The 12,774-nt window shown below is 61.5% G+C and carries 11 protein-coding genes; all 11 read left to right on the forward strand.

The window, feature by feature from the left end:
- The first annotated feature begins 216 nt into the window (after nucleotides 1-216).
- The 11 genes from prfA to OGI63_RS04320 all read left to right on the forward strand — a co-directional run bounded on the left by prfA (nucleotide 217) and on the right by OGI63_RS04320 (nucleotide 12,752).
- Complete coding sequence (gene prfA, locus OGI63_RS04270; RefSeq protein ID WP_004218748.1) at nucleotides 217-1,314, forward strand: peptide chain release factor 1; 1,098 nt, start codon at nucleotides 217-219, stop codon at nucleotides 1,312-1,314.
- 60 nt (nucleotides 1,315-1,374) lie between these two features.
- A complete protein-coding gene (gene prmC / locus OGI63_RS04275; protein ID WP_004218749.1) occupies nucleotides 1,375-2,289 on the forward strand; it encodes a peptide chain release factor N(5)-glutamine methyltransferase in 915 nt (304 codons plus the stop codon).
- 129 nt (nucleotides 2,290-2,418) lie between these two features.
- The gene (locus OGI63_RS04280; protein ID WP_004218750.1) at nucleotides 2,419-3,087 is read left to right on the forward strand and encodes an L-threonylcarbamoyladenylate synthase; all 669 of its coding nucleotides are present in this window, start codon (nucleotides 2,419-2,421) and stop codon (nucleotides 3,085-3,087) included.
- A complete protein-coding gene (locus OGI63_RS04285) occupies nucleotides 3,084-4,244 on the forward strand; it encodes an MraY family glycosyltransferase (RefSeq protein WP_004218752.1) in 1,161 nt (386 codons plus the stop codon). Before OGI63_RS04280 ends, OGI63_RS04285 begins: the two co-directional genes overlap by 4 nt.
- Nucleotides 4,245-4,532: 288 nt before the next feature.
- Nucleotides 4,533-6,068, forward strand: a complete 1,536-nt coding sequence (gene guaB / locus OGI63_RS04290; RefSeq protein WP_004218753.1) for an IMP dehydrogenase — start codon at nucleotides 4,533-4,535, stop codon at nucleotides 6,066-6,068.
- A gap of 194 nt (nucleotides 6,069-6,262) precedes the next feature.
- On the forward strand, nucleotides 6,263-6,916 hold the full coding sequence (gene orn / locus OGI63_RS04295) for an oligoribonuclease (RefSeq protein WP_012754416.1): 654 nt from the start codon (nucleotides 6,263-6,265) through the stop codon (nucleotides 6,914-6,916).
- 71 nt (nucleotides 6,917-6,987) lie between these two features.
- Nucleotides 6,988-7,836: a Cof-type HAD-IIB family hydrolase gene (locus tag OGI63_RS04300; RefSeq protein ID WP_004218756.1), complete on the forward strand. Its 849-nt coding sequence runs from the start codon at nucleotides 6,988-6,990 to the stop codon at nucleotides 7,834-7,836.
- A 40-nt stretch (nucleotides 7,837-7,876) separates the two neighbouring features.
- Nucleotides 7,877-9,346, forward strand: a complete 1,470-nt coding sequence (locus tag OGI63_RS04305; protein WP_004218757.1) for a PIF1 family DEAD/DEAH box helicase — start codon at nucleotides 7,877-7,879, stop codon at nucleotides 9,344-9,346.
- Between the two features lie 100 nt (nucleotides 9,347-9,446).
- Nucleotides 9,447-9,878, forward strand: coding sequence for a hypothetical protein (locus OGI63_RS04310; RefSeq protein WP_004218759.1), 432 nt, complete (start codon nucleotides 9,447-9,449; stop codon nucleotides 9,876-9,878).
- Nucleotides 9,879-9,982: 104 nt separating this feature from the next.
- The gene (locus OGI63_RS04315; RefSeq protein ID WP_012754370.1) at nucleotides 9,983-11,800 is read left to right on the forward strand and encodes a proline--tRNA ligase; all 1,818 of its coding nucleotides are present in this window, start codon (nucleotides 9,983-9,985) and stop codon (nucleotides 11,798-11,800) included.
- 229 nt (nucleotides 11,801-12,029) lie between these two features.
- Nucleotides 12,030-12,752, forward strand: a complete 723-nt coding sequence (locus OGI63_RS04320) for a single-stranded DNA-binding protein (protein ID WP_004218762.1) — start codon at nucleotides 12,030-12,032, stop codon at nucleotides 12,750-12,752.
- Nucleotides 12,753-12,774 lie beyond the last annotated feature (22 nt).

The following is a 12,774-nucleotide window of genomic DNA, read 5'->3' on the forward strand; positions in this document are numbered from 1 at the left end:
GCGCCTGATACGCTTCGACGCCAGCCCTGTTGGGCTGGCGTTTTTGTTTGGCATGCGCCCGTGCAGCCGGGCATACCGTTTCGTCCGCACGCCACGTGTGTGGAATCTGTGAACAATGCCCACTATGTATAGGCGGCCCACGAGCGGACCACCCGACTGAGTACACTTCAATCTGTTCGAAGCATTTGTGTAGGCAAGAGTCAAGTAAGGCGAAGATTGGCAAGCGAAGAGTTTCCCGCGGCGAAGACCGCGTTGGAGGAATACGAGAACATCGAACGCCAGATGGGCGAGCAGGAGGTCTGGTCGAACCCCGACAAGATGCGCAAGCTCGGTCGCAGGCAAGCGCAGCTCGGCACCATAGTCAACGCATACCGCACATGGCTCAACATCAGGAACGACCTCGACGCGGCCCAGGAGATGGCCGGAGAGGATCCGGATTTCGCACAGGAAGCCAAGCGTCTGGAGTCCGAGCTGCCTGAGGCGGAGGAGAAGCTGCGTACGGCGCTCATTCCTCGTGACCCGGACGACGCGCGCGATGTGATCATGGAGATCAAAGCCGGCGCGGGCGGCGAGGAGGCGGCGTTGTTCGCCGGCGATCTGCTGCGCATGTACATGCGGTACGCGGAGAAGCGCGGCTGGGGTGTGACCATCCAAAGCGAGAACTCCACCGAGCTCGGCGGCGTGAAAGACGTGCAGATGGCCATCCGCGCCAAGGGAAACCCGTCTCCGGAAGAAGGGGTGTGGGCATCGCTCAAATACGAGGGCGGTGTGCATCGCGTGCAGCGCATCCCGGTCACCGAGTCGCAGGGACGCATCCAGACCTCCGCCGCAGGCGTCATCGTGTTCCCGGAGGCCGACGAAGACGACGATGAGATCGAGATCGACCCGAAAGATCTGAAGATCGACATTTTCATGAGCTCCGGTCCGGGCGGCCAGTCCGTCAACACGACGTATTCGGCAGTGCGTATGACGCACATTCCCACCGGCATCGTTGTGAGCATGCAGGACGAGAAATCGCAGATTCAGAACCGCGCCGCCGCACTGCGCGTGCTCAAGAGCCGTCTGCTCGCGATGAAGCACGAACAGGAGGCCGCCGAAGCCGCCGACATGCGCCATTCGCAGGTGCGTTCGCTCGACCGTTCGGAAAGAATCCGCACCTACAACTTCCCGGAGAATCGCATTGTGGATCACCGCACGAACTACAAGGCGTACAATCTGGACGCCGTGCTCGACGGCGATCTGCAGGCGGTGATCGACAGCGACATCCAGGCTGACGAGGAGCAGCGGCTCGCAAGTCAGCAGCAACAGCAATAGGCATGCCTGCCGACTTTGGCATGTATCCCAACTGCATTCACACATTACGGAAAAGCCCAGATGACCACAGACCAACTCATTCACCGTTGCGCCGAATACCTGCGCGAAGCCGGAGTCGACACCCCCGAGCATGACGTCAAGCTGATCATGGCGGATGTGCTCGGATGCTCGCCCTCCGATGTCGAATCGGCCGCAATCATGCGCACCGACGTGCGTGCGCTGTGTGCGAAGTACGGCAGGGACGACGACGCGGAGCTCGTGCACACGTTCAAGCACATGGTGTGCCGGCGTCATGCACGCGAACCGTTGCAGTACATCGTGGGCCATGCGCCGTTCCGCTATCTCGACCTCAAGGTGGGGCCCGGGGTGTTCATTCCGCGGCAGGAGACCGAACTGATCGCACAGGACGCCATCGAGTGGGTGACACGGCATGGAATCTATTCGCCACGAATCGTGGACTTGTGCGCGGGCAGCGGTGCGTTGGGACTGGCATTGGCCACCGAGATTCCGGGAGCCCAGGTGTGGGGCGTGGAACTGAGCCCGCAGGCCGCGGTGTGGACGCGCCGCAATATCACGCAGATCTCACGCACATACCCCGATATCACCGCGAACTACCACTTGGAGATCGCCGATGCCACCTGCCCGATCACGCTCGCGCATCTCGACGGTACGGTCGACGTCGTGGTGAGCAACCCGCCGTACGTGCCGCAGTCGCAGGTGCCGCAGCAGCCGGAAGTGCGTGATTTCGACCCGTCGCTCGCGTTGTACGGGGGATCGTCTGATGGCATGCTCATTCCCGAGCAGATCATTCGGCGTGCCTATGCGCTGCTTCGCCCGGGTGGCCTGTTCCTCATGGAGCACGACATCTCGCAGCCCGACCGCACAGTGGCCTTCGCGCGCGCCAGCGGATTCAGTGACGCCCGCACGGGGGCCGATCTCACTTACCGGCCGCGCTATCTGGTGGCGACCAAGTAGGAGACATCCTTTCCCGTAGAACCATGAACATAGCGGCATCACAGCGAATACACAGCTCCGGCGCGTACAATACGGCAGGTCGGAGCGGACACAGCTGGCAACATGCCAGATAGGCAGGAGGCAAGGCACATGGCAGACGTGCGCAGTGCAGACGAACAGACGCTGGCCGACGCAAGGCGAATCATAGCCGATGGCGGTCTGGTGGTCATTCCCACAGACACCGTATACGGCATCGCCTGCGACCCGTGCAACGCCGCGGCCATAGCGCGCATCTACGCCGCCAAGCATCGGCCGGCTGACAAGGCGTTGCAGGTCATTATGCCGGACCTCTCGGTGCTGCCCAAGCTCGGTCTTGCGCTTCCCACGCCGCTCGATGCATTGGCTCGCCGTTTCCTGCCCGGCGCGTTCTCGCCGATTGCCGTGGCTGATGACGATTCGCCGCTGCTCACGGTGCGTGTCGACGATTCCGGCGCGCGTACCCAAGGCATTCGAGTCCCCGATTCCGAGGTGACCTTGCGTGTGCTGCGTGCAATCGGCCCGGTTGCGGCGTCGAGTGCGAACCGCTCCGGCAACGAAAGCGCGCAGACCGTCGATGAGGCTGTTGCGGCGTTGGGTGATTCGGTTGACCTGTACATCGATGGCGGCCCGACCGTGAGCCATACGGCAAGCACCGTGGTGGCCGCCGATCCCGATGCTCCGGATGGGATTGTGATCCTTCGCGAGGGGCGATTGGAAGCCGACGCAGTCAGACGGGCGGTGCGTGAGGAAGCGCGGCATGGGGGTACGGCCGGTCAATGAGGGCCTACATATTCATTGCCATGGTGGCCATGGTGGCCACGTACCTGTACACGCCGCTCATCCGTCACCTCGCCATTCAGCTCGGTGCGGTGGGCGAGGTGCGTGCCCGTGACGTGCACACCGTGCCAACGCCACGCATGGGCGGCGTGGCCATGCTGCTCGGTTTCATCACCGCCATGTTCTTCGCCTCCAGGCTCAACTTCCTGCAAGGCGAATTCCGCCAGAACCACCAGGCCTGGGTGGTGATGGCAGGCGCCGCTATGATCTGCCTGCTCGGCGTGGCCGACGATGTGTGGGATCTCGATTGGATGCTCAAACTCGCCGGCCAGCTGCTCATCTCGGTATTCGTGGCATGGGGAGGTCTGCAGATCATCTCGCTGCCTATCGGCGGCCTGCTCACCGCGTCCCCGATGATCTCCATAGCGATCACGGCCTTGCTGATTGTGGTCTCAATCAATGCGGTGAACTTCGTGGACGGACTCGATGGCTTGGCCGCAGGCATCGTGGCGATCGGCGGCATCGCATTCGGCATATACTCCTATGTGCTGTCACGCCAGCAGGTTTCGTATGCATCAATGGCGACGCTCGTCGACGTGGCGATGGTGGGCATCTGCCTTGGCTTCCTGCTGCACAACTGGCACCCGGCGAAACTGTTCATGGGGGACTCCGGTTCGATGCTGCTCGGCTACCTCATCACCTGCGCGTCGATCATCATCACCGGGCGTCTCGATCCGGCGACGATCAACACCTCGGCCTACGTGCCGGCATTCATGCCGATACTGCTGCCCGTGCTCGTGCTGTTCCTGCCGGTGCTCGACATGCTCATGGCAATCACACGACGCCTGCGCAAGGGGCAGTCACCCATGCATCCCGATCGCATGCATCTGCATCACCGCATGCTCCGCATAGGCCATACTGTGCAGGGGGCCGTGCTTATTCTGTGGGGCTGGGCCGCGTTGATCGCGTTCTCTTCGATGTTCCTGCTGTTCTTCAGATTCGTGGATGTGCTCATCGGGTTCGTCGTGCTGGCGGTGCTACTCACCATCGCCACGCTGTACCCGTATTTCAAGCGCATGGGTCCCGGTGCTCACAGCAATGACGGCGTACTGCCGAAAAGCAATGCACCCAAGCACGTCCAGGAGTCCGGACGGGCATAACCGCCAGCTTCGATCTTCGTGCAAATCCCCGCAATTTCTCTTCCCCCCCCTTTGCCTCCCCGCTTGCTGTTTCCCCTGCGCTTCCCCTGCGTAATTTGGGTCATCTGGATGCCCGATTCTGTCTCTTTTTACGCAGATTGGCAGATTGGCAGATTGGCTGCGTAATCGGGGACAGGTGGAGGGCGTCTTCCGCCTCTTTGCAGGCGGAAGACGACGCGAAAGACATGCGGATTCATAGAGCGGACGTGTGTTTTGGCGTTGGTCGGCGTGGCTCCATATAGTGTTGCTATGGCTACAATTCCTAATGCAGAATCCCCATACACCCCCCTCCCCCCAATCTTCGCCCAGCTGGGCCTCGCCTATGACGATGTGCTGCTGTTGCCGAACGAAACCGACGTGATTCCGTCGGAAGTGGACACCTCCACCCATCTGACCCGCAACATCACGATGAAGGTGCCGGTGCTGTCCGCTGCAATGGACACGGTGACCGAGGCCGACATGGCCATCGCGATGGCACGCAACGGCGGCATCGGCGTGCTGCACCGCAATCTCTCCATCGACGACCAGGCCGCCCAGGTGGATGTGGTCAAGCGCAGCGAATCCGGCATGATCACCGATCCGTTGACGGTGAATCCCGACGCCACGCTCGCCGACCTCGACAAACTGTGCGGCAAGTTCCACATCTCCGGTCTGCCGGTGGTGGACCACGACAACAAGCTCGTCGGCATCATCACGAACCGCGACATGCGCTTCATCGCCTCCGAGGACTACGACCATCTGCGCGTCAAGGACGTGATGACGAAGGAGAACCTCGTCACCGGTCCGTCCGACATCTCGAAGAAGGACGCGCACGACCTGCTCGCGAAGAACAAGATCGAAAAGCTGCCGCTCGTCGACGGCGAAGGCCACCTGACCGGTCTGATCACGGTGAAGGACTTCGTGAAGACCGAACAGTACCCGGATGCCACGAAGGACGGCCAGGGACGCCTGCGCGTCGCCGCCGGCATCGGCTACCTCGGCGACGCATGGCAGCGTGCCTCCGCGCTCATGGAGGCCGGCGTCGATGTGCTCGTGGTCGACACCGCCAACGGCGAGGCGAAGATCGCGCTCGACATGATCCGTCGTATCAAGAACGATTCCGCATTCAATGGCGTTGACATCATTGGCGGCAACATCGCCACCCGACAGGGTGCCCAGGCGATGATCGACGCGGGTGTCGACGCCGTCAAAGTGGGTGTGGGCCCTGGCTCAATCTGCACGACGCGTGTGGTGGCGGGCGTGGGCGTTCCGCAGCTCACCGCGGTGTATGAGGCGGCGCAGGCATGTCGCGCCGCAGGCGTGCCGTGCATCGCCGACGGCGGCATCCACTACTCGGGCGACATCGCCAAGGCGCTCGTCGCCGGCGCCAGCTCCGTCATGCTTGGCGGCGTGCTTGCCGGCACCGAGGAGGCCCCTGGCGAAAAGGTGCTGCTGCATGGCAAGCAGTACAAGCTCTACCGTGGCATGGGTTCAATGGGAGCCATGGCACCGCGAGGTAAGAAGTCGTATTCCAAGGATCGTTACTTCCAGTCGGACGTCACGAGCACCGACAAGATCGTGCCGGAGGGTGTCGAAGGCGAAGTGCCGTACCGCGGTCCGCTGGGCGCCGTGCTGTACCAGATGATCGGCGGCCTGCACCAGTCCATGTTCTACATCGGTGCCCACAACATCGCCGAGATGAGCGAGAAGGGCCGCTTCATTCGCATCACCGACGCCGGCCTGCGTGAATCGCATCCGCACGACATCGTGATGACCGCCGAGGCGCCGAACTACTCCGGCCGCTGAGCACATATCCAACACGGTGGCTCTTAGGAGCCGTATGCAGCCATAAGCGCCGTGACGCAGATACAATCTGTGTCACGGCGCTTTTCCATGCCGGGCACCTGCGGCGACTACGCTATGAGAAACACCGCATATGGGTGAGGCGTCTACAATATGAGCACGAATGGTCCATGAAGGAACCGGCAGGAAAGAGGAACATGGTAGACGCAAACGACGCGCTGACGTATTCGCCTGAGACATCGCGCATGATCTGGATCGACTGCGAGATGACCGGACTCGACATCTTCCACGATGAACTGTGCGAGGTCTCCGTGGTGCCCACGGATTTCGAGCTCAATGTGCTCGACAAAGGAATCGATTTGGTGATCAAGCCGTCGGAGGCCGCTGTCGCCCATATGGACGATTTCGTGCGTGCGATGCACACCCGTTCCGGCCTCATCGACGAGTGGGAGAACGGCTTGTCGGTGCAGGAAGCCGAGCGTCAGGTGATCGACTATGTGCAACAATTCATTCCGCAGGGCGTCAAACCATTGCTCGCCGGCAATTCGGTCGGTTCCGACAAGAAGTTCCTCGACCGCTTCATGCCGAATCTCATGGAGTACCTGCATTACCGCGTGATCGACGTGAGCACGATCAAGGAACTCGCGCGCCGCTGGTACCCGGCGGTCTACGAGAACCGGCCGCCGAAGAACGGCGGCCACCGCGCATGGGCCGACATCGTCGAGTCGCTTGACGAGTTGCGGTACTACCGCGCAGCCATCATGGCGCCCGAACCCGGTCCCGACACCGTGCAGTCCAAGCGCATCGCCGAGCAGATCGTCGCGACGAGCGTGATGAATGAGGCCGAATAACCATCTGCAGTATCGCGGAGCCGGTCATGCACCGCTATACGGCAACGCCGCGCAATAACAAAGGAGCGCATATGGCAGAAGTTGAATGGACGGAAATCAAGGAACCACAGGACATCAAGCTCGTCGTGGCAGACATGGACGCGACGCTGCTGGACGCCGACGGGCAGATTCCCGCGGGGTTCTGGCCGATGCTCGACAGGCTCAACCAGAAAGGCGTCACCTTCGTGCCGGCGAGCGGTCGGCAGTACCAGACGCTGCAGCAGATGTTCTCGCGCAGTGTCAGGCCGATGTCGTTCATCGCCGAGAACGGCAACATCGTCTCGCTGGACGGTAATGTGATCGAAACGCATACGGTGAGCCGTGATCTGGTCAAGCAGGTCATCGACATCTGCGACAAGGCCGCCGAGACGGGCGAATACAACATCGGACTCGTGGTGTGTGGTCTCAATGCCGCGTATATTCAGCGCACCGACGAGGAGTTCATCGCCGAGGTGAGCAAATACTACGCGAAGGTCGAGCCGGTGAACAATCTTCGTGAAGTGCTCGACTACGTCGACGAGAAATTCCTCAAGCTCGCCATCTTCGATTTCGAACCGGCCGAGCCGATGGCCAAGGATCTGCTCGCCGGCATCGAGCAGCCTTACGAATACGTGCTCTCGGGCAAGCATTGGGCGGACATCATGGATTCGCGCGTCTCCAAGGGAGACGGCGTGGTCGTATTGCAGAAGGCGCTTGGCGTGGGTGTCGACGAGACCGCCGTGTTCGGCGACTATCTCAACGACGTGCCGATGTTCGAACACGCGCGCTATTCGTTCGCCGTGGCCAACGCCCACCCGCAGGTGCGCGCGGCCGCCGCCTACATCGCGCCGGCGAACACTGAGGAGGGCGTGATCCGCGTCGTCGACCGCATCGTCAGGTGACAGCTGTACAGCGTAGCGTCACGGCCCTATTGTAGAGAGCATGAAGCAGAGCGAAGCCCTTGAGATTATGCTTGCCGGCGCCAGCGCGTTCCTCACCGGAGCGCCCGGAGCCGGCAAGACGTATGTGCTCAACCGGTTTGTGCAGGCCAAACGCGAACAGGGCTCCACGGTCGCGGTGACGGCCACGACCGGCATTGCCGCGACGCATGTAGACGGCCAGACGATTCACGCATGGAGCGGCATAGGGGTGGCCGATTCGCTCACCGACTCGCTCATCAAGACGATCCGCACACGCCGGCGCAAGCAGATCAAATCGACTGACGTGCTCGTGATCGACGAGATCTCGATGATGCACGCGTGGCTGTTCGACATGGTCGACGAGGTCTGCCGCATCATACGCAAGGATTCGCGCCCCTTCGGCGGCCTGCAGGTGGTGCTCTCCGGCGATTTCTTCCAGTTGCCGCCAGTGGGTGCCTCGCGGCGCAACACGGCCATGACGCCCACGCCCGAGTATGTGTCGATGCGTGAGCGGTATGCGCAGGCGGGAAAGAACCCGGAGGGATTCGTCACTGAATCCTTTGCTTGGGACGCGCTCGACCCGGTGATCTGCTATCTCGATGAGCAGCATCGTCAGGACGACGGGCAGCTGCTGCGTGTGCTCACCGATATTCGTGGCGACATGGTCTCGCAGATCGACAAAGACATTCTCATCACCCGCTACCAGGTGCCACTTGAAGAGGGGAAGCAGGCCGTGTCCCTGTTCCCGCAGAACCGGCAGGCCGATCTTGTGAACGAACGCCAGCTTGCGCAGATTGACGGCGACGAGCATGAGTTCTTCGCCGAGGCGCGCGGGCAGGCGAATCTGATCGAACGGCTCAAGAGGAACATGCTCGCTCCCGAGCACCTCGTGCTCAAGAAGAACGCCGTGGTGATGGCCGTGCGCAACGATGCCGAGGGCCGCTATGTGAACGGCTCGCTGGGCATGGTGATTGGATTCCTCAAGGATGCGCGCGGCGGTTGGCCCATCGTCGAATTCGAGAACGGCAACGTGGTGACCATGAAGCGCGCCGATTGGGAGATGATGGATGGCGATGACGTGCTCGCGTCGGTGTCGCAGGTGCCGCTGCGGTGCGCCTGGGCGATTACGATACACAAATCGCAGGGCATGACGCTCGATTCGGCCATCATGGATCTGTCGCGCACCTTCGCACCGGGCATGGGTTATGTGGCGCTCTCTCGCGTGGAGAAGCTCGACGGGCTGTACCTCAACGGCGTGCATAACCGCATGTTCAATGTGAGCGCAGACGCCGTTCTGCTCGACGATGCGTTGCGTGCCGGATCGGCCCGTGCGGCCGCGCAGCTCGCGGAGCAGGGGGCGGATTCGTTCTCACATCGTTCCCCGGACCATGCCGTACTCGGCGCGACGGGTGAATCCGGCGCAGCGGAATCCACGCAGACCTTGTTCGACGCGCTCGACGAATTCGGTGGCACGGGCGAACCGGCGTTCTGAATTGCTGCACAGATACCGTCGGCTCGCTTTCGTCACGCCCGATGAGCCGCACGATTAGAATGGAACAGTATTTCGTACTGACAGAGGAAAGAGGAAATCCATGAAACACTCGGCAATGTACATCATCTCAGGAATCGGCGCGCTCGTGCTGTTCGTGGCGTTCCTGTTCTACACCTCTGCACCGGTGAATCTGGTGGGCTGGTTCAAACTCTCCGATCTGCTCACGATCATTGGCGGACTCATGTTCATCATTCCGTTCTACATTGTCTCCGTGCGGCGCAAAATGCGCGACAACGCGCCGAATCCGTGGGCGTGGCAGTATCTGCCGGTGATCGGCATGGTGCTCATGGTGATCGGCTTGATCTTCCCGAATGGCAAGCTCACCGTCGGTGTGATCGACCTGTGCGACGTGCTGTACCTGTTCGGTTGCGTGTTCATGCTGATGATCTTCGTCTACCCGTTCGGCTCGGTGAACGAGGAGATGCTTGAGAGCGACGTGGACGAACGCGTTGACGACGACGCGCGCCAATAGGCTCGCAGACCGTTCCGATATCCGGGCGCACCGCTGGCATTCGCTGGCGGGGCGCCCGCTTGCATACACCGGCGATGTCGTGGAATACGCATAATTTGAAGGGTATGACCAAAGCTCTTCGAATGTCCACACTGTTCCTGCGCACGCTGCGTGAAGACCCCGCAGACGCAGACGTCGATTCCGCAAAGCTGCTCCAGCGAGCCGGTTATATTCGCAAGGCCGCCCCGGGCATATGGACGTGGCTGCCGCTCGGCCTCGCCGTTCTCAACAAGATCGAAGACGTCATTCGCGAGGAGATCAACGGCATTGGCGCGCAGGAAGTGCACTTCCCGGCCCTGCTGCCGCGCGAGCCGTACGAGGCGACCCACCGTTGGGAGGAGTACGGCGACAACATCTTCCGCCTGAAGGATCGCCATGAGGCGGATTACCTGCTTGCACCGACGCATGAGGAAATGTTCACGCTGCTCGTCAAAGACATGTACTCGTCGTACAAGGACCTGCCGGTGACGCTCTACCAGATCCAGACGAAGTACCGCGACGAGTTCCGCCCCCGCGCGGGTCTGATTCGCGGCCGCGAGTTCATTATGAAGGATGCCTACTCGTTCACAGTGGACGAGGAGGGCATGCGCCAGGCGTACATGGATGAGCGCGGTGCGTATGAGCGCATCTTCCAGCGTCTCGACTTGAAGTATGTGCCGGTGTTCGCGATGTCGGGCCCGATGGGCGGCTCCGCTTCCGAGGAGTTCCTGGCGCCGATGCCGATTGGTGAGGATACGTTCGCCCTGGCCCCTTCCGGCAAGGCCTGGAACGTGGAGGCTCTGCACACGCCGGCTGTCGAGGCCGTGGATTGTTCGCAGACCCCGGATGCCACCAAGCGGGCCACGCCGAACGCGCGCACGATCGACGAGATGATCGCGTTCGCGAATGCCGAATACCCGCGCGAGGATGGCCGTGACTGGCAGGCCTCAGACATTCTCAAGAACGTCGTCATCGCCGTCAAGCATGCCGAGGACGACGAGCATGACGAACCATGGCGCGAACTGGTGGTTGTGGGCATCCCGGGAGATCGTACGATCGACATGAAGCGCTTGGAGGCGCAGTTCGCCCCGGCCGAGCTCGAGGAGGCCACCGAGGACGACCTCAAGGCGCATCCGGAGCTGGTACGCGGCTACATCGGGCCTATGGGCTTCGGCCCGCAGGCGCGGGGTGACGACGGGACGGCCGAGACGTTGCGGTACCTGATTGACGCGCATGTGGCTGAAGGCTCTGCATGGTTCACCGGCGCCGACGAGGAGGGCGTGGATTACTACGACCTCGTCTATGGTCGCGATTTCAAGGCCGACGACGTGGTGGAAGCCGTTCAGGTGCGCGACGGCGACATGAGCCCGGATGGTTCAGGCCCGCTCAGCTTCGAGCGTGGTGTGGAGATTGGTCAGGTGTTCCAGCTCGGTCTCAAGTATTCTGAGGCGCTCGACCTCAAGGTGCTCAACCAGAATGGCAAGACAGTGCCGGTGTGGATGGGCTGCTATGGCATTGGCGTGAGCCGTGTGCTTGCCTGCATCGCCGAGACGCACCATGACGACAAGGGTCTGGCGTGGCCGATGAACATCGCCCCCGCCCAGGTGCATGTGATGGCCACCGGCAAGGACGAAGCGGCATTCGAAGCCGCCGAGAGGCTGGTCGATGAACTTTCGGCCAATGGCATCGAGGTGCTCTACGACGACCGCAGAAAGGTCTCGCCGGGCGTCAAGTTCAAGGACGCCGAACTCATCGGTGTGCCGATCATCGCCGTCGCCGGCCGTGATACGGTGAACAACGGCACGATCGAGGTTCGTGATCGTGACGGTTCCAACAGTGAGAACATCAGCGTCGATTCAGTGGCGCAGGTGATCGTCGACCGCGTGCATGAGGCATTGAAGTAGGTCAAGGCGAAATATGTGGCAGTGGGCTCCGGGAAACCGGGGCCCATTCATTTCCTGCCATGGCCACCCGAGTTATGCACATGCCTGTGGACGGGTGTGGATAATGGGTCGGTCATCCACCGTTGTACCAACACGCCGTCCTCCGACCACAATGCCCTGTTCGGCTTGGCACGCCGGGTCTCTTGCCTGAAGATGGAACCAAGAACACATCGCACGGAAAGAGGCTTACATGGCATTACAACAAGGAGCGGTCACGATCACGGGGTATCTTGGCGCAGATCCCCAACAGTATGGCAGGAATCCGAGTCGCCCTGCATGCACGTTCCGACTGGGATCCACACGCCGGTATCAGGATCGTAATGGCGTATGGCAGCAACTGCCGACCACATGGCTCACCGTCAAAGCCTTTCGTGGCCTAGCGGCCAACATCATGCAATCGCTGCATAGAGGCGACCCGGCCATAGTCACCGGATTGCTCAACACCGAGCAATGGCGCGACGAGCAGGGTGTGGATCATTCACGTCTGGTGCTCGAGGCGAGCAACGTCGGTTTGGACCTGAACTACGTGGTCACGATGTCGATGCGCACGCCGCGGGAAGGGTACACCGGACAGCAGGCTCCCTCACAGATGGCATCTGACGAGCAGGGTTCCCCCATGCGTCCACAGACCCAGCAGGCTACGTCGGCAGCTCCTCAATCAACCCTGTCACGCTCCTCTATGGCACCGGGCGATGACGGCGGCAATCCCGTGGATCCCTTCAACCAGATGCCGCCGGATTGCCTGTCTCCCGATGCCGCTGCGAGCATGCCACAGCAAGGGGATCAACGGGATGCGGCCCTGGAGCCATTGGTAGGCAACGGGATGCCGCCGCAGGATTTGGAACACGGTTGCGCAACCGACACGACGAACTCGCGAAAGGAGGTGAGGCCTGAGGATCAAGACGAATTCTAATCGCTGCACTTGTTTTCATATG

The organism is Bifidobacterium sp. KRGSERBCFTRI, from assembly GCF_025908335.1.

Bases quoted from the DNA above. Each gene is read 5' to 3' on its own strand.
- guaB (WP_004218753.1), top strand. From the start codon at position 4,533: ATGGCTACAATTCCTAATGCAGAATCCCCATACACCCCCCTCCCCCCA.
- OGI63_RS04310 (WP_004218759.1), top strand. From the start codon at position 9,447: ATGAAACACTCGGCAATGTACATCATCTCAGGAATCGGCGCGCTCGTG.
- OGI63_RS04280 (WP_004218750.1), top strand. From the start codon at position 2,419: ATGGCAGACGTGCGCAGTGCAGACGAACAGACGCTGGCCGACGCAAGG.
- OGI63_RS04305 (WP_004218757.1), top strand. From the start codon at position 7,877: ATGAAGCAGAGCGAAGCCCTTGAGATTATGCTTGCCGGCGCCAGCGCG.
- prmC (WP_004218749.1), top strand. From the start codon at position 1,375: ATGACCACAGACCAACTCATTCACCGTTGCGCCGAATACCTGCGCGAA.
- OGI63_RS04315 (WP_012754370.1), top strand. From the start codon at position 9,983: ATGACCAAAGCTCTTCGAATGTCCACACTGTTCCTGCGCACGCTGCGT.
- orn (WP_012754416.1), top strand. From the start codon at position 6,263: ATGGTAGACGCAAACGACGCGCTGACGTATTCGCCTGAGACATCGCGC.
- OGI63_RS04320 (WP_004218762.1), top strand. From the start codon at position 12,030: ATGGCATTACAACAAGGAGCGGTCACGATCACGGGGTATCTTGGCGCA.
- OGI63_RS04285 (WP_004218752.1), top strand. From the start codon at position 3,084: ATGAGGGCCTACATATTCATTGCCATGGTGGCCATGGTGGCCACGTAC.
- OGI63_RS04300 (WP_004218756.1), top strand. From the start codon at position 6,988: ATGGCAGAAGTTGAATGGACGGAAATCAAGGAACCACAGGACATCAAG.